General features: G+C 68.2%; 27 protein-coding genes. 19 read left to right on the top strand and 8 right to left on the bottom strand.

What is annotated here, in order from left to right; translation table 11 throughout:
• The first annotated feature begins 93 nt into the window (after nt 1-93).
• The 4 genes from JOE30_RS16150 to JOE30_RS16135 all read left to right on the top strand — a co-directional run bounded on the left by JOE30_RS16150 (nt 94) and on the right by JOE30_RS16135 (nt 3,509).
• The gene (locus JOE30_RS16150) at nt 94-438 is read left to right on the top strand and encodes an Lsr2 family protein (protein WP_204867848.1); all 345 of its coding nucleotides are present in this window, start codon (nt 94-96) and stop codon (nt 436-438) included.
• A 110-nt stretch (nt 439-548) separates the two neighbouring features.
• Entirely contained in the window at nt 549-1,292 is a 744-nt protein-coding gene (locus JOE30_RS16145; RefSeq protein WP_204867846.1) for a siderophore-interacting protein, read from the top strand.
• Nucleotides 1,276-2,205, top strand: coding sequence for a tyrosine-type recombinase/integrase (locus tag JOE30_RS16140; protein WP_204870461.1), 930 nt, complete (start codon nt 1,276-1,278; stop codon nt 2,203-2,205). The genes JOE30_RS16145 and JOE30_RS16140 overlap by 17 nt, the downstream gene beginning before the upstream one ends.
• A 335-nt stretch (nt 2,206-2,540) precedes the next feature.
• Nucleotides 2,541-3,509: a MinD/ParA family protein gene (locus JOE30_RS16135; protein WP_307806202.1), complete on the top strand. Its 969-nt coding sequence runs from the start codon at nt 2,541-2,543 to the stop codon at nt 3,507-3,509.
• A gap of 6 nt (nt 3,510-3,515) precedes the next feature.
• On the opposite strand, the gene JOE30_RS16130 is transcribed toward JOE30_RS16135, so the two are convergent.
• Nucleotides 3,516-4,055 carry a M23 family metallopeptidase gene (locus JOE30_RS16130; RefSeq protein WP_204867844.1) on the bottom strand — a complete coding sequence of 180 codons (540 nt, stop codon included), beginning with the start codon at nt 4,053-4,055 and terminating at the stop codon, nt 3,516-3,518.
• Between the two features lie 355 nt (nt 4,056-4,410).
• On the opposite strand from JOE30_RS16130, the gene rpsB reads away from it, so the two are divergent.
• The 7 genes from rpsB (at nt 4,411) to JOE30_RS16095 (ending at nt 11,887) form a co-directional block, all read left to right on the top strand.
• Nucleotides 4,411-5,343, top strand: a complete 933-nt coding sequence (rpsB, locus tag JOE30_RS16125) for a 30S ribosomal protein S2 (protein WP_204867842.1) — start codon at nt 4,411-4,413, stop codon at nt 5,341-5,343.
• Between the two features lie 129 nt (nt 5,344-5,472).
• The gene (tsf, locus tag JOE30_RS16120) at nt 5,473-6,297 is read left to right on the top strand and encodes a translation elongation factor Ts (RefSeq protein ID WP_027505036.1); all 825 of its coding nucleotides are present in this window, start codon (nt 5,473-5,475) and stop codon (nt 6,295-6,297) included.
• A 24-nt stretch (nt 6,298-6,321) separates the two neighbouring features.
• Nucleotides 6,322-7,179 (top strand): UMP kinase, encoded by an 858-nt coding sequence (gene pyrH, locus JOE30_RS16115; RefSeq protein WP_371831679.1) that lies wholly within the window; start codon nt 6,322-6,324, stop codon nt 7,177-7,179.
• A 49-nt stretch (nt 7,180-7,228) separates the two neighbouring features.
• Nucleotides 7,229-7,786 carry a ribosome recycling factor gene (frr, locus tag JOE30_RS16110; RefSeq protein ID WP_027505038.1) on the top strand — a complete coding sequence of 186 codons (558 nt, stop codon included), beginning with the start codon at nt 7,229-7,231 and terminating at the stop codon, nt 7,784-7,786.
• Between the two features lie 44 nt (nt 7,787-7,830).
• Nucleotides 7,831-8,697, top strand: a complete 867-nt coding sequence (locus JOE30_RS16105) for a phosphatidate cytidylyltransferase (RefSeq protein ID WP_307806201.1) — start codon at nt 7,831-7,833, stop codon at nt 8,695-8,697.
• Nucleotides 8,698-8,719: 22 nt separating this feature from the next.
• Nucleotides 8,720-9,415, top strand: a complete 696-nt coding sequence (locus JOE30_RS16100; RefSeq protein ID WP_204870459.1) for a class I SAM-dependent methyltransferase — start codon at nt 8,720-8,722, stop codon at nt 9,413-9,415.
• A gap of 96 nt (nt 9,416-9,511) precedes the next feature.
• On the top strand, nt 9,512-11,887 hold the full coding sequence (locus JOE30_RS16095; RefSeq protein WP_204867838.1) for an excinuclease ABC subunit UvrA: 2,376 nt from the start codon (nt 9,512-9,514) through the stop codon (nt 11,885-11,887).
• A 3-nt stretch (nt 11,888-11,890) separates the two neighbouring features.
• On the opposite strand, the gene JOE30_RS16090 is transcribed toward JOE30_RS16095, so the two are convergent.
• Entirely contained in the window at nt 11,891-12,766 is an 876-nt protein-coding gene (locus JOE30_RS16090) for a CoA ester lyase (protein WP_204867836.1), read from the bottom strand.
• A 180-nt stretch (nt 12,767-12,946) separates the two neighbouring features.
• Nucleotides 12,947-13,339: a lipopolysaccharide assembly LapA domain-containing protein gene (locus tag JOE30_RS16085; protein WP_204867834.1), complete on the bottom strand. Its 393-nt coding sequence runs from the start codon at nt 13,337-13,339 to the stop codon at nt 12,947-12,949.
• 91 nt (nt 13,340-13,430) lie between these two features.
• On the opposite strand from JOE30_RS16085, the gene rlmN reads away from it, so the two are divergent.
• On the top strand, nt 13,431-14,543 hold the full coding sequence (gene rlmN / locus JOE30_RS16080) for a 23S rRNA (adenine(2503)-C(2))-methyltransferase RlmN (RefSeq protein WP_027505044.1): 1,113 nt from the start codon (nt 13,431-13,433) through the stop codon (nt 14,541-14,543).
• Nucleotides 14,544-14,568: 25 nt separating this feature from the next.
• Here the strand turns inward: rlmN and JOE30_RS16075 are convergent, their stop codons facing one another.
• Both JOE30_RS16075 and JOE30_RS16070 read right to left on the bottom strand, forming a co-directional pair.
• Complete coding sequence (locus tag JOE30_RS16075; RefSeq protein ID WP_037185298.1) at nt 14,569-14,847, bottom strand: DUF2631 domain-containing protein; 279 nt, start codon at nt 14,845-14,847, stop codon at nt 14,569-14,571.
• A 100-nt stretch (nt 14,848-14,947) separates the two neighbouring features.
• Nucleotides 14,948-15,481, bottom strand: a complete 534-nt coding sequence (locus JOE30_RS16070; RefSeq protein WP_204867831.1) for a DUF1990 family protein — start codon at nt 15,479-15,481, stop codon at nt 14,948-14,950.
• 107 nt (nt 15,482-15,588) lie between these two features.
• Here JOE30_RS16070 and dxr point away from each other — a divergent pair, with 107 nt between their 5' ends.
• The 7 genes from dxr (at nt 15,589) to JOE30_RS16035 (ending at nt 24,433) form a co-directional block, all read left to right on the top strand.
• On the top strand, nt 15,589-16,731 hold the full coding sequence (gene dxr, locus JOE30_RS16065; protein WP_204870457.1) for a 1-deoxy-D-xylulose-5-phosphate reductoisomerase: 1,143 nt from the start codon (nt 15,589-15,591) through the stop codon (nt 16,729-16,731).
• Nucleotides 16,732-16,739: 8 nt separating this feature from the next.
• Nucleotides 16,740-17,963: an RIP metalloprotease gene (locus JOE30_RS16060; RefSeq protein ID WP_204867829.1), complete on the top strand. Its 1,224-nt coding sequence runs from the start codon at nt 16,740-16,742 to the stop codon at nt 17,961-17,963.
• Nucleotides 17,964-18,066: 103 nt separating this feature from the next.
• Nucleotides 18,067-19,230 (top strand): flavodoxin-dependent (E)-4-hydroxy-3-methylbut-2-enyl-diphosphate synthase, encoded by a 1,164-nt coding sequence (ispG, locus tag JOE30_RS16055; RefSeq protein ID WP_204870455.1) that lies wholly within the window; start codon nt 18,067-18,069, stop codon nt 19,228-19,230.
• Nucleotides 19,231-19,318: 88 nt separating this feature from the next.
• Nucleotides 19,319-20,152 carry a GNAT family N-acetyltransferase gene (locus JOE30_RS16050; RefSeq protein WP_027505050.1) on the top strand — a complete coding sequence of 278 codons (834 nt, stop codon included), beginning with the start codon at nt 19,319-19,321 and terminating at the stop codon, nt 20,150-20,152.
• 53 nt (nt 20,153-20,205) lie between these two features.
• Complete coding sequence (locus JOE30_RS16045) at nt 20,206-22,014, top strand: penicillin-binding transpeptidase domain-containing protein (RefSeq protein WP_204867827.1); 1,809 nt, start codon at nt 20,206-20,208, stop codon at nt 22,012-22,014.
• A 29-nt stretch (nt 22,015-22,043) separates the two neighbouring features.
• Entirely contained in the window at nt 22,044-22,901 is an 858-nt protein-coding gene (gene map, locus JOE30_RS16040; RefSeq protein ID WP_204867825.1) for a type I methionyl aminopeptidase, read from the top strand.
• Nucleotides 22,898-24,433, top strand: coding sequence for a cobyric acid synthase (locus JOE30_RS16035; protein ID WP_204867823.1), 1,536 nt, complete (start codon nt 22,898-22,900; stop codon nt 24,431-24,433). The genes map and JOE30_RS16035 overlap by 4 nt, the downstream gene beginning before the upstream one ends.
• Here JOE30_RS16035 and JOE30_RS16030 read toward each other — a convergent pair.
• Genes JOE30_RS16030 through JOE30_RS16020 form a run of 3 tightly spaced genes read right to left on the bottom strand, consistent with a single transcriptional unit; the run spans nt 24,408 to nt 26,445 of the window.
• Entirely contained in the window at nt 24,408-25,136 is a 729-nt protein-coding gene (locus JOE30_RS16030) for an ABC transporter permease (RefSeq protein ID WP_204867821.1), read from the bottom strand. The genes JOE30_RS16035 and JOE30_RS16030 overlap by 26 nt on opposite strands.
• Nucleotides 25,133-26,053 carry an ABC transporter ATP-binding protein gene (locus JOE30_RS16025; RefSeq protein WP_204867819.1) on the bottom strand — a complete coding sequence of 307 codons (921 nt, stop codon included), beginning with the start codon at nt 26,051-26,053 and terminating at the stop codon, nt 25,133-25,135. The genes JOE30_RS16030 and JOE30_RS16025 overlap by 4 nt, the downstream gene beginning before the upstream one ends.
• Entirely contained in the window at nt 26,050-26,445 is a 396-nt protein-coding gene (locus tag JOE30_RS16020) for a GntR family transcriptional regulator (protein ID WP_204867818.1), read from the bottom strand. The genes JOE30_RS16025 and JOE30_RS16020 overlap by 4 nt, the downstream gene beginning before the upstream one ends.
• Nucleotides 26,446-26,529 lie beyond the last annotated feature (84 nt).

Genomic DNA, 26,529 nt, shown 5'->3' with positions numbered 1-26,529 from the left:
GGCTGCCTTTCGGGTCGGTGTCACGGTGCTGACCAACTCGGCTGTTATCTTGGAGGAAATTCTTTTCCGCCCGGTATCGAGGAGCGCAGAACAATGGCACGACGCACCACCGTCCAAATGATCGACGATGTCGACGGTTCTCTGATCAAGGACGGTCAGGGTGAGACGGTCGAGTTCGCGGTCGGGGGCGTGTCCTATTCGATCGATCTCAACAGCAAGCACGCCAACGAGTTGTACGACCAATTCGCATTCTGGATCGAGCACGCGGAGAAGGTGGGCGGCAAGAAGACTCGCCGGACCGGATCCGCCGCGGCGCCGAAGAAGGGCCGCCAGAATCTGCAGGACGTGCGGGCCTGGGCCAAGGAGAACGGCTTCGAGGTCAGCACACGCGGACGCATCAGCCAGGAGATCCAGGACGCGTACGACGCCGCGCACTGACCTGTCGCGGGGCCGGTCGTCGAATTAGGGTAGGCTAACTACGTCTTGCGCCCGACCGGCGGCGAGGCCCGACGCGATGCGTCGAGATCCGTACCCGATGGAGGTGCCCTGTGGCGCGACGACTGACCACCCTGACCGTTCTCCGCACCGAGCGGCTCACCCCGCACATGGTGCGCGTGGTGCTCGGCGGCGCGAACTTCGACGAGTTCGCGCCGTCCGAGTTCACCGACAGCTACGTCAAACTGCACTTCGGTGACGCCGACGAGCCGACGTTGCGCACCTACACGGTGCGATCGGTCGACACGGAGGCTCGCGAAGTCGCCATCGACTTCGTCGTCCACGGCGACGAGGGTGTCGCGGGCCCCTGGGCGCTGAGCGCCGCCGCGGGGGACCAGCTCTCGTTCTTCGGTCCCGCGGGCGCGTACTCGCCCCGCGCAGACGCCGACTGGCACCTCCTCGCCGGTGACGAGACAGGCGTGCCCGCCATCTCCGCAGCACTGGCGGCGCTTCCCGCGGGAGCCGTCGCGCGAGTAGTGCTCGAAGCAGCGAGTCCCGAGGACCGCCTCGAGATCGCCGCGCCGGCCTCTGTCGACATCCGCTGGGTGTACCGCGACCAGGATTCGGGCAGCTCACCGCTGGCCGCCGCCGTCCGTGCGGTGGAGTGGCTACCCGGTCAGCCCCATGTCTTCGTGCACGGTGAGGCGCAGTCGGTGATGCACCAGATCCGGCCCTACATCCGCAAGGAGCGTGGCGTGACGGCGGAATGGGCCTCGATATCGGGATACTGGCGTCGTGGCCGCACCGAGGAAGGGTTCCGTACCTGGAAGCGAGAACTCGCTGCCAGCGAATCCTGACGACCTCGCGCTCCTCGCGAGATTCACCGAGCACCTCGCGCTGCAGCGCAACCGCTCCGGTCACACCGTGCGCGCGTACGTCGGTGACGCCCGTGCTCTGATCGGCTTCTGTCGAGACGCGCACGGAGATCCGTCCGCGGCACTCGACGACGTGATCACTCTCCGTCTTCTGCGCTCGTGGCTCGCCTCCATGTCGATCGCGGGAGTGTCCCGCTCGACTCTCGCGCGTCGAGCGAGTTCGGCGCGCACCTTCACCGCGTGGTCGTGCACCGTCGGAGCGCTCACCGCGGATCCGGCGGTGCGACTGTCGGCACCGCCGTCGCGTCGGACGCTTCCGGGTGTGCTGCGTGAGCGCGACGCTCGGGACGCGATGACGGCCGCGACATCCGGTGCCCAGCAACAGGATCCGGTGGCCCTGCGCGACCGGGTCGTCGTCGAGCTCCTGTACGCCACCGGGATCCGGGTCGGCGAACTGTGCGGTCTCGACGTGGACGACGTGGATCTCGACAGACGGGTGCTCCGCGTCCTCGGCAAGGGCGACAAGGAACGCGTCGTACCGTTCGGCGCGCCCGCGGAGGACGCGGTGGTGCAGTGGTCGACCGTGGGCCGCCCCGCCCTGGCCACACCGAACTCCGGCGCGGCCCTGCTCCTTGGGCGTCGCGGCGGACGCCTGAATCAGCGGCAGGCGCGCTCGGTGGTGCACGAGGTGTTGTCCGCCGTGCCCGGTGCCCCGAACCTGGGTCCGCACGGCCTCCGGCACTCCGCCGCGACCCATCTGCTCGAAGGCGGCGCCGATCTGCGCGTGGTGCAGGAACTGCTCGGTCACGCGTCGCTCGCCACGACGCAGATCTACACCCATGTGTCCGTGGAGCGGCTGCGCGCAGTCCACGATCAGGCACATCCGCGAGCCTGACGTCGGGTCCTGTCGACAACCCCGCACGCTCGTGCACGTTTGGTACCGTCTGCACGGGGGATGTGACTGTGACAGCGCTCGGAACCACACCGTTCGTCCCCGATCGGCAATCGGAGCAGACCGTCGACAGGAGGGTGGGGACCGTGGACCGTCGAGACGACAGCGCGCACTCCTCCGGTCCCGGCAGCCGGGCGGGTTCGAACGGACCCTGGTCTCCGCCCGAACCGGAACGATTCGCTCGACCGTCTGTTCCGTCCTCCCACATTTCCGCACCGCACCAACCGGGCCTCGCGGATCCGCGACGCGACTCGGCCGCCTTCGGTGCGGAAAGTCCGGTGCGCCGACCCGGATCGCCCTTCGTCTCACCGGCCCCGTCCTCCACTCGGCCGGGGTGGCGCCGAGCCCTCGACCGCGTCATGGGCAGTGGGCGACCGCGCGACCGCGCGGTGGCCTCCGAGGCGGAGCGCCGCCAGCAGGTCGACCGCATCCGACAGCCGCTGCGCAGCGATTACCGGATCGCCTTCCTGTCGCTCAAGGGCGGGGTGGGCAAGACGACCGTCACGGTCGGGCTGGGGTCGGTGTTCGCCTCCCTGCGTCGCGACGACGTCATCGCCGTCGACGCGAACCCCGACTTCGGAACGCTGGGAGAACGCGTCCCGCGGCAGACGATGTCCACGGTGCGCGATCTCCTCGCTGCCCGGCCGACCATCCGGAGCTACGCCGACATCAGGGAGCACACCTCCCAGTCGTCGAGTCGTCTCGAGGTCGTCGCGGGGGAACGAGACCCGGCCGCATCGGAGGCGTTCACCGAACAGGACTACCGCGCGGTCATCGACACCCTTCGCGCGCACTACAACCTGATCCTCACCGACTGCGGCACGGGCATCATGCACTCGGCCATGGAAGGGGTGCTGTCGCTGGCGCACGCGCTGGTGCTCGTCAGCTCGCCGGCGGTCGACGGTGCCAAGAGCGCCGCCGCGACCCTCGACTGGCTCGGTCTGCACGGGTACGCGCACCTCGTCGAGCGGACTGTCGTCGTCATCAGCGCCCACCGACCGGGCGCCGCGAGCATCGACATGGACGAACTCACGCGGCACTTCCTCGCGCGCTGCCGCGCCGTCGTCGTGATTCCCTTCGACGATCATCTGGCGGAGGGTTCCGTCGTCGATCTCGATCGACTGCGCCCCCGCACGCGCGCCGCCTTCATGGACCTGGCGGCGATGATGGCGGACGACTTTCCCGACGCGGAGGGCCGGCACGCGTCCGCGCCGCAGTCGACGCCGCAGCGTCACCGCGCGTACTGACGGCGGTCACCCGAGATCGATCAGGGGTTTCAGCACCACCACATCGCGGTCGACGAGAGCTGTGGGATCGAGGTAGTCGCGGCCGCGGCGCGCTCCCCAGTGCAGACACCACGCGGCGACGCATCCCTCGTGACCTGCCTCGAGGACACCGATCGGCTGACCCCGTCGCAGCCGGGTACCGACCGAGACGGTGGCGTCGACAGGCTCGTAGGTCGTCCGGAGGCCGCCGGCATGATCGATCGAGACGACCGGCCGGCCGGCGACCGCCCCTGCGAACACGACGACGCCGTCCCCGGCCGCGACGACGGTGTGACTCGGATCGGAGCTCGCGTCGAGGTCGACGCCGCGATGGCCGGGCAGCCACCGCTCGGGTGGCGGGTCGTACGGGGTCACCACGGCGGGACGCGGCTGCAGCGGCCAGTCGAACGGGCGTCCGTCCGTGTGCGCGGAGGCCGCGGAGCCGGGCGTCAGCGCGGCGGCCGTCAGCGCCGCGCACACGAGCGCCGAACGCGACGACAGACGCTGGGCGGAGCGGAGACAGGTCATCTCCGCACTCTCGCGGACGCGACGACAGTGGTCCCGCGTCGAGCCACCGCCCCCGGGGACGGACCGCCCGCCGTGCACAGGCGGTCGACCCGGTTATGACCTGCGGCGTCGCGGACGTACACTGACTTCTGCGGCCTGTCCACACGGGTCGACTTCGCGCGCTCGTCGCGCTCGGGTACGGATCGGCACCTGTCGATCCTCCACCGGAGCACGGGTTCGTCGGCTGGTCCTGCACTGCAGGTCCGACGGACGACGAGCGCCAGGGCACGACACACCGGCGGTACGGCGGACCCACGGGTTCGGCGATCGACGGTGCTCGCGCGTCAACCGGCACACGAAAGAGAGATCCACAGCTATGGCTGTCGTTACCATGAAGCAGCTGCTCGACAGCGGCACGCACTTCGGGCATCAGACCCGCCGTTGGAATCCGAAGATGAAGCGATTCATCTTCACCGATCGCAACGGCATCTACATCATCGACCTGCAGCAGACGCTGACGTACATCGATCAGGCGTACGAATTCGTCAAGGAGACCGTCGCCCACGGTGGCACCGTTCTCTTCGTCGGGACCAAGAAGCAGGCACAGGAGTCCATTGCGGCCGAGGCGACTCGGGTCGGAATGCCCTACGTGAACCAGCGCTGGCTCGGCGGCATGCTCACCAACTTCACCACCGTCCACAAGCGTCTGATCCGGCTCAAGGAACTCGAGTCGATGGAGCAGACCGGTGGCTTCGAGGGTCGCACGAAGAAGGAAATCCTCATGCTCACGCGTGAGATGACCAAGCTCGATCGCACCCTCGGTGGTATCCGGGACATGTCCAAGGTCCCGTCGGCGATCTGGATCGTCGACACCAACAAGGAGCACCTCGCGGTCGCCGAGGCTCGCAAGCTGAACATCCCGGTCATCGCGATCCTGGACACCAACTGCGACCCCGACGTCGTCGACTACCCGATTCCGGGCAACGACGACGCGATCCGGTCTGCAGCACTCCTCACCAAGGTCGTGGCGTCCGCCGTGGCCGAGGGTGTGCAGGCGCGTGCCGGCCGCAACGCCGGTACGGACGAGAAGCCCGAGGTCGGTGCCGGCGAGCCCCTGGCCGAGTGGGAGCTCGAGCAGCTCTCGCAGGCTTCCCCGGCCGCCGAGGCGACGCAGCAGGCCGCTGCCGAGACCCCGGCAGCCACCGAGGCACCCGTCACGGAGGCTCCGGCCGCCGAGGGCGCGAACGGTGCGGCGGCTCCCGCCGAGACCGAGGCACCCGTCGCGGACGTTCCCACCGCGCAGAACTGATCACGGTCGAGACCCGGTGTGCCCGTTTCGTGGCGCACCGGGTCTCGTTCTGATTCACCCCCTCTCTCGTCACACACGAGACGCATCACCCGTGCGTCTCCACGAGCAATGCAAGGAGGCTCGCCCACGATGGCGAACTACACTGCCGCCGACGTCAAGCGGCTCCGTGAGCTGACCGGCTCCGGCATGTTGGACTGCAAGAACGCGCTCGCCGACAACGACGGCGACTTCGACAAGGCCGTCGAGCAGCTCCGTATCAAGGGTGCGAAGGACGTCGGCAAGCGCGCCGAGCGTTCCACCGCCGAGGGTCTCGTCGTCGCGAAGAACGGCGTCCTCCTCGAGATCAACTCGGAGACCGACTTCGTCGCCAAGAACGAGGAGTTCCAGAACTTCGCGCAGTCCATCGCGGACGTGGCGGCCGAGGGCAAGCCGGCCGACGTCGACGCCCTGAAGGCGCTGCAGCTCGACGGCAAGACCGTCGACGCCGCACTGCAGGAGCTCTCGGCCAAGATCGGCGAGAAGCTCGAGATCCGTCGCGTCGTCTCCTTCGACGGCCCGGTCGCGACCTACCTGCACAAGCGCAGCTCGGACCTCCCGCCCGCCGTCGGTGTCCTCGTCGAGTACACCGGTGAGGGCGAGGCCGCAGCCGAGGCCGCTCGCGGCGCGGCGATGCAGGTCGCCGCGCTCAAGGCCAAGTACGTCACCCGCGACGAGGTCCCCGCCGACATCGTCGAGGGCGAGCGCCGCATCGCGGAGCAGACCGCTCGTGAGGAGGGCAAGCCCGAGCAGGCGCTGCCCAAGATCATCGAGGGTCGCGTCAACGGCTACTACAAGGATGTCGTGCTGACCGAGCAGTCCTCGGTCCAGGACAGCAAGAAGACCGTCAAGGCTCTTCTCGCCGACGCCGGAGTCACCATCACGCGCTTCGTGCGTTTCGAGGTCGGCTCCAACTGAGCCTCGTGACACCCGAGTGACGTCATGACTGTGCCGTCCACCCCGAGGGGTGGACGGCACAGTCATGTGCGCCCCGTGCCGACGCATGGGGCAAGATCAGGCGCAACAGTGTCGTGCGGACACCGACCCGCACACGCCCCATGGACAGGAGCCTTCATGACCGAGTCGTCGCCCGCCCGCACCGGATTCTCCCGAGTGCTGCTCAAACTGGGCGGTGAGATGTTCGGTGGCGGTCAGGTCGGACTCGATCCCGACGTGGTGCAGAAGGTGGCGGAGGAGATCGCGGACGTCGTCCGTTCGGGTGTCCAGGTCGCCGTCGTCATCGGCGGCGGGAACTTCTTCCGCGGAGCCGAGCTCCAGGTGCGCGGTATGGACCGGTCCCGCTCCGACTACATGGGCATGCTGGGCACCGTCATGAACTGCCTCGCCCTGCAGGACTTCCTGGAGAAGCAGGGCATCACCACGCGCGTGCAGACGGCCATCACCATGGGGCAGGTCGCCGAGCCGTACATCCCGCTGCGCGCCGAACGCCACCTCGAGAAGGGGCGCGTGGTCATCTTCGGTGCCGGCATGGGCATGCCCTACTTCTCCACGGACACCACGGCGGCGCAGCGTGCGCTCGAGATCGGCGCGGAAGTGGTGCTCATGGCCAAGGGTGTCGACGGGGTCTACTCCGCGGACCCGCGGGAGGATCCGACCGCCACGATGTACACCGAGATCTCGCACCGCGAGGTCATCGAGAAGGGGCTGAAGGTGGCCGATGCCACAGCGTTCAGCCTCTGCATGGACAATGGGATGCCGATCATGGTCTTCAATCTGCTCACCGAGGGAAACATCGCGCGAGCGGTGTCGGGTGAGAAGATCGGAACACTGGTCAAGTGAGTCACCACGTGCAGTCGCTGCACACTCGAAGTTTTCGGAAGGAACGGTCGTGATCGACGAAGCGCTCTTCGACGCCGAAGAGAGAATGGAAAAGGCCGTCACGGTCGCGCAGAACGATCTGTCGTCCATTCGGACGGGTCGCGCGAACCCGGGGATGTTCTCGAAGATCGTGGTCGAGTACTACGGCTCGCTGACCCCCATCACCCAGCTCGCGGGCATCAACGTGCCCGAGGCGCGCATGGTGATCGTCAAGCCGTACGAGCAGGCCCAGCTGGGCCCCATCGAGACCGCGATCCGTAACTCGGACCTGGGGTTCAACCCGTCCAACGACGGACACATCATCCGCATCTCCATCCCGCAGCTCACCGAGGAGCGGCGCCGCGAGTACGTCAAGCAGGCCAAGAGCAAGGGTGAGGACGCGAAGGTGTCCATCCGCAACGTCCGCCGCAAGGTGATGGACGAGCTCAAGCGCATCCAGAAGGACGGCGAGGCAGGCGAGGACGAGGTCACGCGCGCGGAGGCCGAGCTCGACAAGACCACCGCGAAGTACGTGGCGCAGGTGGACGAGATCGTGAAGAACAAGGAAGCGGAACTGATGGAGGTGTGACCTCCGCACGTCCCGGTGGCCCAGATGAAGTGAAACGAGAAGCAGTGTCCGTATCGGCCGACAACGGTTCGACCGCCGATCCCGCCCCGAAGACCTCGCGGGCGGGCCGCGACCTCCCCGCGGCGATCGCGGTCGGAGGCGCACTGGGCGTGTCGCTCATCGTCGTCCTGGTCCTGGTTCCGCTCGTGTTCATCGGGATCGCCGCGGCCGCGGTCGCCGTCGCCTCGTGGGAGGTGACGAAGCGGCTGCGGGAGTCCGACATCTCGGTGCCCCGGATCCCGCTGATCCTCGGTGGTCAGGCGATGATCTGGCTCGCGTGGCCGTTCGGCGCACTGGGCGCGCTCAGTGCGTTCGCCGCGACGGTGCTGGTCACGATGGTCTGGCGCCTGTTGTCCGGTGGTCTGGACGTGGCACCGAAGAACTACCTGCGCGACTGCGCGATCTCGATCTTCGTCCTGTCCTGGCTGCCACTGTTCGGTGCGTTCGCGGCGTTGCTGACCCTCGAGGACGACGGCGGCTCGCGCGTCCTCGTGCTCATGATCGCGGTGGTGTGTTCGGACGTCGGCGGCTATGCGGCCGGAGTCCTGTTCGGACGGCACGCGATGGCGCCGGCCATCAGCCCGAAGAAGTCCTGGGAGGGACTCGGCGGATCGTTGCTCTTCAGCGTCGTCGGGTGTGCCCTCACCGTCACGTTCCTGCTGGACGGGAACCCGTTCGTGGGGGCCCTGCTGGGCGTGCTCATCGTCTTCTCCGCGACTCTCGGCGACCTGGTCGAGTCGCAGGTCAAGCGGGAGCTCGGGATCAAGGACATGGGGACGATGCTTCCCGGTCACGGCGGACTGATGGACCGCCTCGACTCCGTTCTGCCCAGCATCCTCGTGACGTGGATCGTTCTGACGATCTTCGTCTGATCCCGTGCCCGGCCGCGACGGCGTGATCGCCAGTCCGAACATCTGGAACTGGCCCGACGTGTACGAGGCGGAGAACCGCGCCCAGGACGTCACCGGCGAGATCGAGGCGGTGCTGCGGGATCTCACGCCGTGGGCGGGACGCGACGTCGTCGACGTCGGATGCGGAACCGGATTCCATCTGCCCCTGTTCGCCCGCGAGGCACGGTCCGTTGTCGGCGTCGAACCGCACCCACCACTGATCGAGCGTGCTCGGATCCGGGTCACGGGCTCCGCTGTGCGGGTGGTCCGGGGTACTGCGGACCGGCTGCCGCTGGAGGACTGCTCGGTGGACGTCGTGCACGCGAGGACGGCGTACTTCTTCGGCCCGGGATGCGGGCCGGGCATCACCGAGGCCATGCGGGTCCTGCGTCCCGGGGGAGTGTTGGTGGTGGTGGATCTCGACGCCACGGTCGATCCGTACGGAGCATGGATGCGCCGCGACCTGCCGCACTACGACCCCCTCACAGTCGAACGATTCTTCGCCGCCCAGGGTTTCGACCTGCGCCGGGTCCTGACGCGGTGGTCGTTCGCGGACCGCGAGGAGGCCGCTGCGGTGCTGGGAATCGAGTTCTCGCCGCGCGTGGCCGCTCGCGCGCTACGGCAGCTCACCGGCACCTCCGTCGAGGTCGGATACCGGGTGCACACTCGTCGCAGACCGCACGGACTCGAGACGGCCTGAGCCGCCGCGTCGGCGATCAGGAATCGAGGAGCAGCGCCGATGCGCACCGGCTACCGTGTCCGCTGACCCGTTCGCTGCACCACGAAGGACATCGCCATGGCCACGAAGTCGAGTTCCGCACGGCACGTAGCCGACACCCACGATGTCATCCGGGTGCAGGGGGCGAGAGTCAACACTCTGCAGAACGTGAGCGTCGACCTCCCGAAGCGCCGTCTGACGGTCTTCACCGGCGTGTCCGGTTCGGGCAAGAGTTCGTTGGTGTTCGGCACGATCGCCGCCGAGTCCCAGCGCATGATCAACGAGACGTACAGCGCGTTCGTGCAGGGGTTCATGCCCACTCTCGCGCGGCCCGACGTGGATCTGCTCGACGGTCTGACGACGGCCATCATCGTGGACCAGCAGCGGCTCGGCGCCGATCCGAGGTCCACCGTCGGTACCGCCACCGACGCCAACGCGATGCTACGCATCCTCTTCAGCCGTCTCGGGCAGCCGTACGTCGGCTCGCCGCAGGCGTTTTCGTTCAACGTGGCGTCCATCTCCGGTGCCGGAGCGGTGACGGTGGAGAAGGGCGGGCGGCAGACGAAGGAGAAGCGCACCTTCAGCATCACCGGCGGGATGTGTCCGCGGTGCGAGGGGCGCGGCTCCGTCTCCGACATCGACCTCACGGCGCTCTTCGACGACAGCAAGTCGCTCAACGAGGGTGCGATCACGATCCCCGGGTACAGCATGGAGGGGTGGTACGGGAGGATCTTCCGCGGCTCCGGCTACTTCGATCCGGACAAGCCCATCGCGAAGTTCACCAAGCGTCAGCGCGAGGACCTGCTGTACCGGGAGCCGACCAAGATCCAGGTGGACGGCATCAATCTCACGTACTCGGGACTGATTCCCCAGATCCAGAAGTCGTTCCTGTCCAAGGACGTCGACGCGATGCAGCCGCACATTCGTGCCTTCGTCGAGCGTGCCGTGACGTTCGCCGTGTGCCCGGAGTGCGACGGCACGCGGCTCAACGAGGGTGCACGCTCCTCGACGATCGACGGCGTGTCGATCGCCGACGCGTGCGCCATGCAGATCAGCGATCTCGCGGCGTGGATGCGCGGAGTGTCGGCACCGTCCGTGGCCCCGCTGCTCACCGCGCTGGGAGACACCCTCGACTCGTTCCGGGAGATCGGACTGGGGTATCTGAGTCTCGACCGTCCGGCCGGCACGCTCTCCGGTGGTGAAGCGCAGCGCACCAAAATGATCCGGCACCTCGGATCGTCGCTCACCGATGTCACCTACGTCTTCGACGAACCCTCCACCGGACTCCATCCCCACGACATCGCGAACATGAACGATCTGTTGATCCGGTTGCGCGACAAGGGAAACACGGTGCTCGTCGTCGAGCACAAGCCCGAGACCATCGTCATCGCCGACCACGTCGTCGATCTCGGACCGGGCGCCGGAACGGCCGGTGGCACGGTGTGCTTCGAGGGCACCGTCGAGGGCTTGCGGACGAGCGACACGATCACGGGCCGGCACTTCGACGACCGCGCCGCGGTGAAGGACGCGGTGCGTTCGTCGACCGGAGCGGTGGAGATCCGCGGCGCCGACTCGCACAACTTGAAGTCGGTGGACGTCGACGTGCCCCTCGGCGTCCTGGTGGTCGTCACCGGGGTCGCCGGGTCGGGCAAGAGTTCGTTGATCCACGGCTCGCTCTCTGGTCGCGAGGACGTCGTGGCCGTCGATCAGGGCGCGATCCGCGGCTCGCGGCGCAGCAACCCCGCGACCTACACGGGCCTCCTCGAGCCGATCCGCAAGGCCTTCGCCAAGGCCAACGGGGTGAAGCCGGCTCTCTTCAGCGCGAATTCGGCGGGAGCGTGCCCGACGTGCAACGGCAACGGGGTGATCTACAGCGACCTCGCGATGATGGCCGGAGTCGCCACCGTGTGCGAGTTGTGCGAGGGTCGGCGGTTCCAGAACTCGGTCCTCGAGTACCACCTCGGCGGCCGCGACATCAGCGAGGTGCTCACGATGTCGGTGGCGCAGGCACAGGAGTTCTTCTCCGGCGGTGATGCGGCTCTCCCGGCGGCGCATCGCATCCTGACCCGACTGAACGACGTGGGCCTGGGCTACCTGAAGATCGGGCAGCCGCTGACCACCCTGTCCGGCGGTGAGCGTCAGCGGCTGAAGCTGGCGACGCACATGGGGGACAAGGGCGGCATCCTCGTCCTGGACGAGCCCACGACGGGACTGCATCTCGCCGACGTCGAGCAGTTGCTCGCCCTGCTCGACAGGCTGGTGGACGCCGGGAAGTCGGTGATCGTCATCGAGCATCACCAGGCCGTGATGGCCCACGCGGACTGGATCATCGACCTCGGACCGGGCGCCGGGCACGACGGTGGCACGGTGGTCTACGAGGGAACACCCGCGGACCTGGTCGCGGCACGGTCCACCCTCACGGGTGAACACCTCGCCGCGTACGTCGAGCGGTGACCGTCAGCCGATCGAGAAAACCGCGGCCTGAGCGGTGATCTTCTTCGCCTTGGCCAGGCGGGGGAGGTCGCTGCCGTCGCGCACGCCGGAGCCGTCCTCGCCGAGCTGGGCGATGACCTCACGGGCCCACGCCACGTCGGCGGCGCTGGGTGCGAGTTCGCGGTTGACGATGGGGCCCTGATCGGAGTGCATGCACAGCTTGCCGGTCATGCCCATGGAGACGGTGAGCTGGCTGTCGCGGCTGAGCATGCTGTCGTTGACGGCGAGGGTGGGGCCGTCGATGGGGCCGGGAAGACGGGCGGCGCGGCTCGAGACGACGAGCCGGGCACGCGGGTAGGCCATCGCCATCGGGTCGTCGCTCATGCCGGTGTCGCGACGGAAGTCACCGCTGCCGAACGCGAGGCGGAAGGTGGCTTCGGCGCGCGCGATCTCGGGGGCAGCCTCGAGGCCCATGGCCGATTCCACCAACGCCACGATCCGGCAACCGTCCTGCCCGTCCCGACCGGCGTCCGGCCTTCCCGCCAGCCGGTCGGCGGTGGCCTCGACCTGGCTTCCGCTCTCGGTCTTGGCGAGCATGACGCCCTCGAGGGTGTCGATGCCGCGCAGCGCGTCGAGATCGTCGGCCCAGTACGGCGTGGTGGCGTCGTTGATGCGGACCCAGGCGCGACCGCCGGCACGGAGCCACGCCACGACGGCCTCGCGCGCGGCGGGCTTCGCAGCCGGTGCCACGGCGTCCTCGATGTCGAGGATCACGGCGTCCACGGCGGACTCCGCGGCCGGGGTGAAGAGTTCCGGCTTGCTCGCGGGAACGAGAAGCCACGAGCGCGCCTTGTCGGCGGCCACTCCAGATAGCACGGGGTTCTCCAGGAAGGTCGTCACGTGTGCAGTCCTCGCTCGGTGTGTCGCTCGTGGGTCGCGTCGAGCTGCGACTCGTACCGTTCGATCACCACTGTGCACGGCAGACCACCACACGTGAAGGTTGTGTCAATAGTGTTCACGTGCGCGACGGAACACCGACGGCCGCGCAGTGAGATCGCTCACGACCCGCGGCCAGGGGGCCTACTTGCGCTTGGCGGCCCGGCGGACCTGCAGGATGCGCACTCCGCCCGCGGCGGCCATGACGAGCGCACCGGCGACCGCGGCGAGGAGCATGCCGATGCCGATGGGCAGGTCGAAGGTCCAGCCGAACAGGTGGATCGGGACGCTGTCGAGGTTCTGGATGATGAACACCATCAGGACGACCAGGATGATCGCGCCCACCACGAGACCGGTGTAGAGCGCCGCCGCACGGGTGTGTTTGACACCGTCGGGCGTCTTTCCCTGCGCCAGGCGGGTGTCCGTGGGCCCGGTCTGCTCGACGGGGAGACCCGCGGCGGTGGAGGAGGTGTCCAGAGGAGCGTCCGTGCCGGTCAGGGCGTTCGGATCGGATGCGTCGTGCGATGAGCGGGCCATGTACAGATCATGCTGTACAGAGGTGGCGAATGCACGTCTGCCCCGACCGTGCCCGACAGTGTCGCCGAACAGTGCGAGAATGGTGCTCACTATGGCACCCATCGCTCTCCCTCTCGTGTTCGACGCTCCCCGTCGCGGCATGCCCGCGAAGCACCTCGCCGACCTCGACGCGGATCAGCGTCGAGCGGCCGTCGCCGAGCTGGGGCTGCCGGCATTCCGCGCCGACCAGCTGGCGCGGCAGTACTACTCCCGGCTGGAGGCCGACCCGGCGAAGATGACCGATCTTCCGGCGTCGGTCCGCGAGAAGGTCGGGGATGCGCTGTTCCCGACGTTGCTCACGCCCGTCAAGCACATCGCCTGCGACGGCGGAGACACGCGTAAGACGCTGTGGAAGGCCGCCGACGGCACGCTCCTCGAGTCGGTTCTCATGCGGTACCCGGATCGCGCGACGCTGTGCATCTCGAGCCAGGCCGGGTGCGGCATGGCCTGCCCGTTCTGCGCCACCGGTCAGGCAGGCCTGCAGCGCAACCTCTCCACGGCCGAGATCGTCGACCAGGTGCGGAGCGCTGCGGCGGATCTTCGCGACGGTGCGGTCGAGGGCGGCGAGGGGCGCCTCTCCAACGTCGTCTTCATGGGTATGGGGGAGCCGCTCGCGAACTACAAGCGCGTCGTCGCGGCGGTCAAGCGGATCGTCTCGCCCGCTCCCGAGGGTCTCGGACTGTCGCAGCGTTCGGTGACGGTGTCCACCGTCGGGCTCGCTCCCGCGATCCGCAAGCTGGCCGACGAGGGGCTGACGGTGACGCTGGCAGTGTCGCTGCACTGCCCGGACGACGAACTGCGCGACACGCTCGTCCCCGTCAACAACCGCTGGCCCATCGCCGAGGTTCTCGACGCGGCGCGCTACTACGCCGACACCACGGGGCGACGGGTCTCCATCGAGTACGCGCTGATCCGCGACATCAACGATCAGCCGTGGCGAGCGGACATGCTGGCCAAGAAGCTCAAGCGCGCCCTGGGGGCGCTGGTCCACGTGAACCTCATCCCGCTCAATCCGACACCCGGCAGCGAGTGGGACGCCAGCCCCAAGCCGGTGGAGCAGGAATTCGTGCGACGCGTCCGTGCACACGGCGTCTCGTGCACCGTGCGTGACACGCGGGGTCAGGAGATCGCGGCGGCCTGCGGGCAGCTGGCCGCCGAGAACTGAGCCCGGCGGCCCGCGCGTCGTTGCGTCAGGAGCGGCGCGGCTTGCGGCGGAGCAAGATGTCGCGGACCAGCAGGCCCGCGATGGCCACGGCGAAGCCGACGAGCCAGATGTCCTCGACCCGGCCCGTGTGGTTACCGATGATCATGACCAGCAGGATCGCGACGGTCACCCAGCCCGCGATGCGCGAGGTGCGGGGGCCTTCGCCGCTCCACCCCCACTCCGCGGACGGAACCTCGGCAGTGCTGACCTTGGTCGTGGGAACGCGCTCGACGTCCGAAGCCTGGTTGCGGCTGATGTCGGTCACGGCCGATCCTCCTGAAAGTCTGTGATGCAGGTGGTCCCTGGTGGGCTGAATCCTAGCGCGCTGTACGACCGCCCGTCGTAGGGGCAGTCGCCACGACGTGTCAGGCGGTGAGGGCCGCGATGTAGCGACCGGTCGCGATGCGCTGGGTCGCCCTGTTGAGGGGCCCGCCCAGGGCGACGACCCTGTTGCCGGGCCGCGAGAAGGCTCGAATGTGGGCGGTCACGGCATCGGTGACCGGATCGTGTCGGACGGTGAAGCGTTCCTCACCCGACTCGGGGTGCCCCGGCAGCGTTCCGTACGCGAAGCCCCGGTGGTGCGACTCCTCGATCACCTCGACGACCCGGCACGGGATGCGGACCGGACCGAGCAGCAGGACCACCACGGCGTCGACGGTCGCCGACGCCGCACTCGACCGCACCCGCAGCCCGGCGCCGCGGTGCATGTCCCACTCGACGATGCGGCGTCCGGCCAGCTCGAAGAATTCGAGGCCCGTCCCGATGTGCTTCTCGACGTCGACGTGGTGATATCCCGCCGGCATCGACTCGTGCGCGGTCCCTCCGATCTCGTCGTAGGTGAGGGGCGTCGAGACGTACGAGTCCGGGTCGGCGGACGGGAGCAGGGGCACGCTGCTCATCCTCACACGGTGAGCCGCAGTTCCCCGCTCACCCTGCTCTCAGTGAGGTCGTCCACACTGTCCAGGTGACGGAACAGAAGGCACGGGGGACCGACGGACCCGTGCGGGTGCTGGTGCTCGGCAGTACGGGGTCCATCGGCACCCAGGCGCTCGAGGTGATGGCGGCTCGACCGGACCGTTTCACCGTGGTCGGGTTGGCCGCCGGCGGCGGCAACGTCGACCTGCTGCGACGACAGATCGCCGAGACCGGCGTCCGCGACGTGGCGGTGGCCGACGTCGACGCCGCGCGCACCCTGGACATGCCGGGTGTGCGTTCGGGGGCCGACGCGGCGACGTCGTTGGTCCGCGAGGTGCAGGCCGACGTGGTCCTCAACGCGCTCGTCGGATCTCTCGGTCTGCCGCCGACGCTCGCTGCGCTGGAATCGGGAGCTCGGTTGGCGTTGGCGAACAAGGAGTCTCTCGTGGCGGGCGGCTCGCTGGTCACGTCCGCGGCGACTCCGGGCCAGATCGTTCCCGTCGACTCCGAGCACTCGGCTCTCGCCCAGTGCCTGCGCGGCGGTCGCGCCGACGAGGTGGCCCGACTGGTGGTCACGGCGTCCGGTGGACCGTTCCGCGGCTGGGACCGGGAGGGCCTCGAGTCCGTGACGCCGGAGCAGGCCGGCAAGCACCCCACCTGGTCGATGGGGCCGATGAACACGTTGAACTCGGCCACCCTGGTGAACAAGGGCCTCGAGGTGATCGAGGCGCATCTGCTGTTCGGCATCCCGTACGACCGCATCGACGTCACCGTCCACCCCCAGTCCATCGTCCACTCGATGGTGACGTTCACCGACGGATCGACGCTCGCTCAGGCCAGCCCGCCGGACATGAAGCTGCCGATCGCGTTGGCACTCGGATGGCCCGATCGCATCGCCGGCGCCGCGACGGCCCTGGACTTCACCCGAGCGCACACGTGGGACTTCGCACCACTCGACGACGAGGTGTTCCCCGCGGTCGAGCTCGCGCGCACCGCCGGCGCGCTGGGTGGCTGCATGACGGCGATCTACAACGCGGCCAACGAGATCGCCGCCGAGGCATTCCTCGACGGACGCCTGTCGTTCCCGCAGATCGTCGACGTGGTGTCCGACGTGGTCGACGCCGGACGCGACGACTGGTCCGCGGAACCGTCTACGGTGGACGACGTTCTCGCAGCGGACACGTGGGCTCGGGACACCGCCCGCACACTCGCCGCCGCACGATCGAAAGGCTGAACGAGAAGATGGTGTTCGTTCTCGGTGTGATCGCCTTCGCGATCTGCATCGGTATCTCGATCGCGCTCCACGAGTGCGGTCACATGTGGGTGGCCAAGGCCACCGGCATGAAGGTGCGCCGCTACTACATCGGATTCGGGCCCAAGATCTTCTCCTGGCGTCGCGGCGAGACCGAGTACGGACTCAAGGCGATCCCGGCCGGTGGCTTCTGCGACATCGCGGGCATGACGGCGGTGGACGAGCTCGCTCCCGACGAGGTCGAGCGCGCGATGTACAAGCAGAAGACGTGGAAGCGCCTCGCCGTGATGTTCGGCGGGATCGCGATGAACTTCGTGCTGGCGTTCGTGCTGGTGTACACCCTCGCCCTCGGCTGGGGACTGCCCAATCGCGACACGACGGCCGTGAACTCTTCCACGGTCGCGGGAACTCAATGCGTCGCCCCGCAAGACGCCGACGGAAACTTCAGGCCGTGCGACGGACTCGGGCCCGCGGGCGCCGCCGGGCTGAGGAACGGTGACGTGATCACGGCGGTGAACGGTGAGCCGACCGACACGTTCGCCGAGGTGGTGGCAGCGATTCAGGACGAACGTGGCACTGTCACCGTGACCGTGGACCGGGCAGGCGAGTCTCTCACCCTTCCCGTCGAGGTGCAGGAGACCCAGCGACTGTTCCCGGTGGAGAACGGGGCACCGGTCGAGACCGAGCTGCGCACCACCGGCGCCATCGGTGTCGCCCGCACCGCGAGCACCCTCGACTACGACCCGGTGTCCGCCATCGGCGGATCAGCCTCCTACACGGTCTTCATCGCGGGACAGACGGTGCAGGCCATCGTCGATCTTCCCAGCAAGGTGGGGGCACTGTGGACGTCGATCACCGGTGGTGAGCGGGATCCGAACACTCCCATCAGCGTGGTCGGTGCCAGCGTCATCGGCGGTCAGGCGGCGGAACGAGGCTTGTGGGAGGTCTTCGTCACGCTGCTCGCGACCCTCAACTTCTTCCTCGGTGCCTTCAACCTGCTCCCGTTGCTTCCGCTCGACGGCGGGCACATCGCGGTGACGATCTACGAGGGCATCCGGAACAAGATCCGCTCGCTGCGGGGGCTCGGCAAGGGTGCGCCCGTGAACTACCTCAAGCTGATGCCGGTGACGTACGTCGTCATTCTCATCGGCGGCGCGTTCATGCTCCTGACCCTCACCGCCGACATCGTGAACCCCATTCAGATCTTCCGCTAGAAGCGCAGGTCCGGCGTGACGGCGCGAACACACGGCGGTCCTCCCGGCGCGACTACAGTGGTGAGAGTCAGTCGGCACCAGATGCCGTCAGAAGCTCGAAAGGATCGAAGTGACCGTTGGACTGGGCATGCCGGCCGGACCCGTACCGGTGCTCACACCGCGACGGAAGACTCGTCAGCTTCAGGTGGGCAGCGTCGGTGTCGGCAGCGACTCGCCGATCTCGGTGCAGTCGATGTGCACCACCAAGACTCACGACATCAACTCCACGCTGCAGCAGATCGCCGAACTCACCGCCGCGGGATGCGACATCGTCCGCGTCGCGTGCCCGCGTCAGGAGGACGCGGACGCCCTGGCGACCATCGCGCGCAAGTCGCAGATCCCCGTCATCGCGGACATCCACTTCCAGCCGCGGTACATCTTCGCGGCCATCGACGCCGGGTGCGCCGCGGTGCGCGTGAATCCCGGCAACATCAAGGAGTTCGACGGCCGCGTCAAGGAGGTCGCGAAGGCGGCCGGTGACGCGGGCATCCCCATCCGTATCGGAGTCAACGCAGGGTCCCTCGATCCGCGCCTGATGCAGAAGTACGGCAAGGCCACGCCCGAGGCGCTGGTGGAGTCGGCTCTGTGGGAGGCCGGTCTCTTCGAGGAGCACGGTTTCGGCGACATCAAGATCTCGGTCAAGCACAACGATCCGGTCGTCATGGTCGAGGCCTACCGTCAGCTCGCCGCCAAGTGCGACTACCCGCTGCACCTCGGTGTGACGGAGGCCGGGCCGGCGTTCCAGGGCACCATCAAGTCCGCCGTCGCCTTCGGGTCGTTGCTGGCCGACGGCATCGGCGACACGATCCGTGTCTCGCTGTCCGCGCCGCCCAACGAGGAGATCAAGGTGGGGACGCAGATCCTGCAGTCCCTCAACCTCCGTCCCCGCAAGCTCGAGATCGTCTCCTGCCCGTCCTGCGGACGCGCACAGGTCGACGTCTACACCCTCGCCGATCAGGTGACGGCCGGACTCGAGGGCATGGAGATCCCGCTCCGCGTCGCCGTCATGGGTTGCGTGGTCAACGGTCCCGGTGAGGCGCGCGACGCCGATCTCGGTGTGGCTTCCGGAAACGGCAAGGGACAGATCTTCGTCAAGGGCGAGGTCATCAAGACCGTGCCCGAGGCGATGATCGTGGAGACCCTGATCGAGGAGGCGATGCGTATCGCCGAGTCGTACGAGTCAGACCAGGAAGCAGCCGGCGGATCGCCCGTCGTGTCGGTCAGCTGATTCTCCTCGTCTGCGACGACATTTCCTGGCAGTGTCACCATGACAACGGGTGTGCTCGGTGTGGATCGGTGGTCACGGAGGTGGCGGGATGCTCAAGCTGCTCGGCGCTAAGGCGCTGACGAGCCGCGACACGAACGAGGTCGTCCGTGTGCTGCGTAGTGATCCCGTCGCGTCGTGCATGGTGCTGGCACGTGTCGAGGAATCGGGCGTGGAGCCCCGCGACAACCACGGCGAACTGTGGTCACGCGGAGGTCCGGCATCGTCCCTGTGTTTCTCGGGAGCCAATCTCGTGCCGTTGTTCGGTACGTACGACGATCTCCGGAGTTTCGCCGAGCGCGCGTTGCGCTCTCCCCGCGTCTGCTCGTCGCTGGTGGGGCGCGCCGAACTGACGCTGCCGCTGTGGGACATGCTCGCCGCCGACTGGGGGACCCCGCGTGAGGTGCGTGCGGAGCAGCCATTGCTGGCGTTGACGAGTGCGCCCACCGCCGTGGACCCCTACGTCCGACGCGTCACCGTCGACGAGCTGGACGTGTATCTCACGGCGGCCGTGGCGATGTTCATCGAGGAGGTGGGCGTCGATCCGCGCGCGGGCGACGGCGGCCGCGGCTATCGGCGGCGCATCGCCTCGTTGATCGCAGCGGGTCGCGCCTGGGCGAGGTTCGAGGAGGGCCGCGTCGTCTTCAAGGCCGAGGTCGGATCGCTGTCCACCTCGGTCGGTCAGATCCAGGGCGTGTGGGTGCACCCGCTCTACCGCGGGCGCGGGCTCGGTACCGCGGGAACCGCATCCGTGGCGGCCGCGGTGGTCGACAGCGGCCGCACGGCCAGCCTGTACGTCAACAGCTTCAACGTGCCCGCCCGCCGTGCCTACGAGCGTGTCGGGTTCGAGCGCGTCGCCACCTTCTCCACCGTTCTGCTCGACTGACACGCTGCCAGGGTGAGGGCCGCGGGCGTCCCGTCGCCCTACGATGAGGATCGATGATCTCTCGTGAACACGGCCGTGCCACCCGCGTCCTGATCGTGCTCGTCGCGGCGATCACCGCGGTGGCGGCCTCGGCGTGCACCCCGAAGCCGCAGGGCCCCGAGTCCGCGGCCGATTCGTTCGTCTCCGCACTGGCCGAGCGGGACAGTGCCGCCGCGGCGCAGGCCACGGATCGGCCGGACCTCGCGACCGCCGCCGTCGATCAGGCGTGGGACGGCCTGCAGGCCGAGTCGCTCGACGCGGCGACCGGTGCGGTAAGCGTGAACGGCGACACCGCGACCGTCGACTACACCTACACGTGGCACCTCCCGAAGGACCGCACCTGGACCTATGACGGGGCTCTGCAGATGGGCCGACGCGACGGGGCCTGGGTGGTCCGGTGGAACTCGACCGATCTGCACCCCAAGCTCGGGGACACCCAGTCGATGGTGCTGCGGTCGACGTCGGCGCCGCGGGCGCGGGTCAACGAGCACGCAGGGTCCGACGTCCTGGTTCCGGGGGTGGTCCAGGGGGTGTCCTTCGACGCCGCGGAGTCCACCGACGTGGTGGGCACGGCGCGCACGCTCGAGCGCATCCTGAAGCCCTTCGACGCGTCGATCACGGCGCAGTCCATCGTGGAGTCGGCGACCGCCACACAGGGCCCGTACCGCCTGGTGACCCTCCGGGACGAGGACTACGACGCCGTCGCCCCCGGACTGCTCGCGTTGTCCGGGGTGTCGGTCACGGAGCAGTCCGACCTGGTCTCCACCGATCGCACGTTCGCCCCCGACCTGGTGAGCCAGGTCAAGAAGACCGTGATGGACCGCGTCGACGGTGCCGCGGGATGGAGTGTCGTGGCGGTCAACACCAACGGCGCGGACACCGGTGTGTTGACCGAGACGGCGCCGCAGCCGGTTCCGTCGATCAGTATCAGCCTCGACCGTCCGGTGCAGGTGGCGGCACAGAACGCCGTCAACGTGTCGCGGGACCAGGCGATGATGGTGGTGATCCAGCCGTCGACCGGCGACATCCTCGCGGTGGCGCAGAACCCGGCCGCGGATCGGGACGGTCCCGTGGCCTCGACCGGCCTCTACCCACCGGGCTCCACCTTCAAGATCATCACGGCGGGAGCGGCGATCGAGGAGGGACTCGCGACGCCCGAGACCACCGTGCCGTGCCCGGGCCGCATCGTCATCGGCGAGCGCAGCGTGCCCAACTACAACGAGTTCTCCCTCGGTGACGTCTCGATGAACACGGCTTTCACCCGCTCGTGCAACACCTCCTTCGCCAAGCTCGCCAGTGAGATGTCGGCGAGTGCTCTCACCGACGCGGCGGCCATGTTCGGCGTCGGGCCCGACTACGGCGTGGTGGGTCTGCCCACCGAGTCGGGATCCGTCCCGCCCGCCGAGGAACTGGTGCAGCGCACCGAGGACGGGTTCGGACAGGGAAAGGTGCTGGTGTCGACGTTCGGCATGGCTCTCGCCGCCGCGACCGTCGCACACGGATCGACGCCCGTTCCCCGGCTGATTCAGGGGGAGGAGACCACGATCGACGGAGACCACCCGCAGATCGAGCCGGCCATGGTCGACGGGCTCCGCGGGATGATGCGCTCGGTGGTCACGAGCGGCACCGCGGACCGGATCGCCGATCAGGGCGAGGTGTACGGCAAGACGGGTGAGGCCGAGGTCGAGGGCGGATCCCATGCCTGGTTCGTCGGATACCGCGGTGATCTCGCGTTCGCGACACTGGTCGTGCGCGGCGGCAGCTCGGACAACGCCGTCGCCGTGACGCGGGACATGATCACCGCGTTGCCCGCGGGATACTGACCGCGACCGGCGGCGACTACGCTGGTGCCATGTCCGTCCGCACCGTTCTCGAACCCGGCACCGTCTCACCCGTTCTCGATGTTCCCAAGTCCGTCGAACGCCCCGAGTACGCGTGGAAGAAGACCGCGCGCGAAGGCCACGAGCCGTGGGTGCAGACCCCGGAGACCATCGAGAAGATGCGTCTGGCGAGCCGCATCGCCGCGCGGGCACTGCAGGAGGCCGGAAAGGCCGTCGAGCCGGGCGTCACGACGGACCGACTCGACCGGATCGCCCACGAGTACATGGTCGACCACGGTGCGTACCCGTCGACGTTGGGCTACAAGGGGTTTCCGAAGTCCTGCTGCACCTCGCTCAACGAGGTCATCTGCCACGGCATCCCCGATTCGACGGTCGTGCAGGACGGCGACATCGTCAACATCGACGTCACGGCGTACATCGACGGGGTGCACGGCGACACGAACGCCACGTTCCTCGCCGGGGACGTCTCCGAGGAGGCGCGCCTGCTCGTGGAACGCACCCACGAGGCCACCATGCGAGCGATCAAAGCGGTCAAGCCGGGTCGCGCGCTGAACGTCGTGGGACGGGTCATCGAGGCCTACGCCGATCGTTTCGGATACGGCGTCGTCCGGGACTTCACCGGTCACGGCATCGGTACCACCTTCCACAACGGCCTGGTGGTGCTGCACTACGACGAGCCCACCGTCGAGACGGTGCTGGAGCCGGGGATGGTGTTCACCATCGAGCCGATGATCACCCTCGGCGGCATCGACTGGGACCAGTGGAACGACGGCTGGACCGTCGTCACGCGGGACCGATCCTGGACCGCGCAGTTCGAGCACACTCTCGTCGTCACGGAGACGGGCGCCGAGATCCTCACCCTCCCTTGACTGTTCGCGGCGCCATTCTGGTCGCGGGAACCACCTCGGATGCGGGCAAGAGTGTCGTCGTGGCGGGGCTGTGCCGCCTCCTCGCCCGACGCGGTGTGCGGGTGGCACCGTTCAAGGCGCAGAACATGTCCAACAACTCCGTCGTCACGTTGGACGGCGGGGAGATCGGCCGTGCGCAGGCACTGCAGGCCCGGGCATGCGGTCTCGAGCCCAGCGTGCGGTTCAATCCGATCCTGCTCAAGCCGGGCGGGGACAGGACGTCGCAACTGGTGGTCCGCGGCCGAGCCACGGGCACGGTGGGCGCCGCCGACTACATGACGCACCGACAGCATCTGCGCTCGGTCGTGGCGGAGGAACTCGATTCGCTGCGGGGAGACTTCGACGTGGTGATCTGTGAGGGCGCCGGCTCACCCGCCGAGATCAACCTGCGCGCCACCGATCTCGCGAACATGGGACTGGCGCGCGCTGCGAGCCTTCCCGTGATCGTCGTGGGCGACATCGATCGCGGGGGAGTGCTTGCCCACTTCTTCGGCACCCTGGCCGTGCTCGACGCGGCGGACCAGGCCCTCGTCGCGGGGTTCGTCGTGAACAAGTTCCGCGGCGATCCCGCGCTGCTGCAACCGGGACTCGACACCCTCCAGAGGCTCACGGGCCGAACGACGTTGGGAATCGTTCCGTTCAGCGACGAGTTGTGGCTCGACGCCGAGGACTCCCTCGGGACCGTGGCCGACGCACCGCTGGGCCGTCCCGCTCCTCCGATCGGATCGCAGTGGCTCCGTGTGGCCGCCGTGCGGTTGCCGCGCATCTCGAACTCCACGGACGTCGAGGCCCTGGCGTGCGAACCGGGGGTGACGGTGCACTGGGCGACCGAGGCCTCCCGGCTGGCGGACGCCGATCTGGTGGTGCTCCCCGGCTCCAAGGCCACGGTCCAGGACCTGGACTGGTTGCGGCGCACCGGTATCGCAGACGAACTGGCGCGGCGCGTGGCCCGCGGTGCTCCGGTCCTCGGGATCTGCGGCGGCTACCAGATGCTGGGGAGAACGATCACCGACGCCGTCGAGTCGGGTGCCGGGCAGGTTCAAGGGCTCGGCCTCCTGGACCTCGACATCGAATTCGCGGCGGACAAGGTGCTCTCCCGGGTCACCGGACATGCCGGCGCGGTCCCCGTGACCGGCTACGAGATCCACCACGGCCGGGTGATCCGGAGCGGCGACGAGCCCTGGTTCACGGGAACCGATGACGCACCCGAGGGCAGCGTTCGTGGACGGGTGCGCGGCACTCACTGGCACGGCCTGCTGGAGAACGACGACTTCCGTCGTGCCTTCCTCGCGGAGGTGGCGGAGCAGGCCGGCCGCACGGGTTTCATGGTCGCCCCGGACACCGATGTCGACGCGATGCGCACTGCCCAGGTAGATCTTCTGGCCGACCTCATGGAGAGCTCCCTCGACATCGACGCGCTTCTCACGCTCGTCGCCGAGGGAGCTCCCGCCCTGCCCGTACTGCGCGTCACGCACTCGTCCGCTGGAGAATGATGCGTGTTCCCAGACCGGCCGCGGAGGCGACGAGAAGTGGCAGCAGCACCGTGGTCAGCAGTCGCGGTGCGTCGGCGACGGCCTCTGTGACCGGGCCCCACCACCCCTGCCAGGTGACCACGAAGATCACGGCGCCGACGACGACGGACTCGACCAGCACGGTCGTCCAGATACCGGTCACCCCCCAGCGCAGGTAGACGGCGCCGGCCAGCATGCCGATCAGGTTGCACATCGCGAACAGGGCGACGAGCAGAAGAAGCTCGGTGACGGCGTTACCCGCCAGAGGCGTCGCGAGCGCGAACATCTGCATTCCGACCCCGAAGCCGTCCGTGGCCGTCTCCACGACGGACAGCACGAACATGCCGACTCCGAACACGAGAGCATGTGCCGCTGCCACGCAGACGGTTGCGCGGAAGAACTCGCGCCGTGTGACTCCGAGCCCCAGAACGAACGGAAACGCCTGTGTCACCATCTGCGCGAACAGCACCAGGCCGAAGAAGAAGACGAACAGCGACCCGCCCGTCTTGATCTCGGTACTGCCGTCGGGCGCAAGGGACAACACGGCCCACGTGACCGCGACGATGACGGCCAGGATGCCGAGTGGCCATGCGAAGGCGAGCGTGCGGTAGTGGGTGTGAACGCGCATCACGGAGATGATGCGGTCACGATCGGGTGCGCTGCGGGTGTCGAGTGCGGTGGTCATGACGGGATGTCCTCTCGGGTACCGGACACAGCGGGCAGAGCGGTTCGCCCGCGTGATGTGCAGTGGACGACGAACTGTTGCAGCGACACGGGTTCGATGCTCAGTCCGTCGGTAGCGGCCCGGGCGAGGTCTGCATCGGTGAGCGGACCCACGACGGTGGTGCGGGCCATCGATCCGAACGACTCACGATGCAGCACTGCGCGATCGGCCACCAGCCGCTCGACGGCGGCAGTGGACCCGCCGATGGTCACGGCGCGTCCGCGAAGGTTCTCCGCGTCGTCGTCGACCACGACGGTGCCGTCGCTGATGACGACGACGCGGTCGATGAGCTCGCTGACCTCGTCGATGAGATGGGTGGACAGCACGACGGTGCGCGGGTGTTCCGCGAAATCCGCGAGCAGCTGGTCGTAGAACATCTGCCGGGCCACCGCGTCGAGACCGAGATACGGCTCGTCGAACAGGGTCAACGGTGCTCGGGACGCCAGTCCCACCACGACGCCGAGTGCCGAGGTCATCCCCCGCGAGAGCTTCTTCACCTTGCGCTTGCGAGGTAGGTCGAAGTCGTCTGCCAGTCGGCGGGCGAAATCTTCGTCCCAGTCACGCATCAGCGACGCAGCGGACGAGAGGACCTGGCCGACCGTGAAGTCCTCGGGGTACTTCTGGCTCTCCTTGACGAAGCAGACGTCGCGTAGGACGGTCGCGTTCTCGAACGGCCGGGCGCCGAACACTTCCACGTCGCCGACGTCCTGCCACGTCTGACCGGTGAGGATCTGCATCATCGTCGTCTTGCCGGCGCCGTTGCGCCCCAGCAGTCCGTGAATGCGATGCTCCTGCACTTCGAAGGTCACGTTCTCCAGTGCGGCGACGTCGCCGAAGGACTTGGCGACACCGCGGACGGTCGCCACTGTCGCGGTCATCGCCGTGCCTCCGTGGTCACGGAATCGACAGTCGACGCCCGCGACTGGGCGTCGATCATGTCTTGGAGTTCGGCGGGACCGAGGCCGAGTTTGCGTGCCTCGGCCACGAGCGGCCGGACGTACTGCTCGGCGAAGCCCTCTCGCCGACGGAAGCGGAGCGCATCTCGCGCTCCCGAGGTGACGAACATTCCGATTCCTCGCTTCTTGTAGAGAGTCCCGGCCGTCACCAGATGGTTCAGGCCCTTGCCCGCGGTGGCGGGGTTGATGCGGTGGAAGGCTGCCAACTCGTTCGTCGAGGGAACCTGGCTCTCCTCGGCGAGCGAACCGTCGATGATCGAGTTCTCGATCATCTCGGCGATCTGCAGGAAGATCGGTCGGTCGTCGTCCATCACCGCGACCACCGCGCCCGGAGGCGTATCTGCCTCATTGGTTCATTACTCATGTAATGAACCATACAACCTCAGCTGAGTCGTGGC

It is taken from the genome of Rhodococcus sp. PvP016 (assembly GCF_017832185.1).
In the GTDB taxonomy this organism is placed as follows: domain Bacteria; phylum Actinomycetota; class Actinomycetes; order Mycobacteriales; family Mycobacteriaceae; genus Rhodococcoides.
The sequence above is the reverse complement of the archived record's forward strand: the minus strand, read 5'-3'. Positions and strand labels throughout refer to the sequence as shown.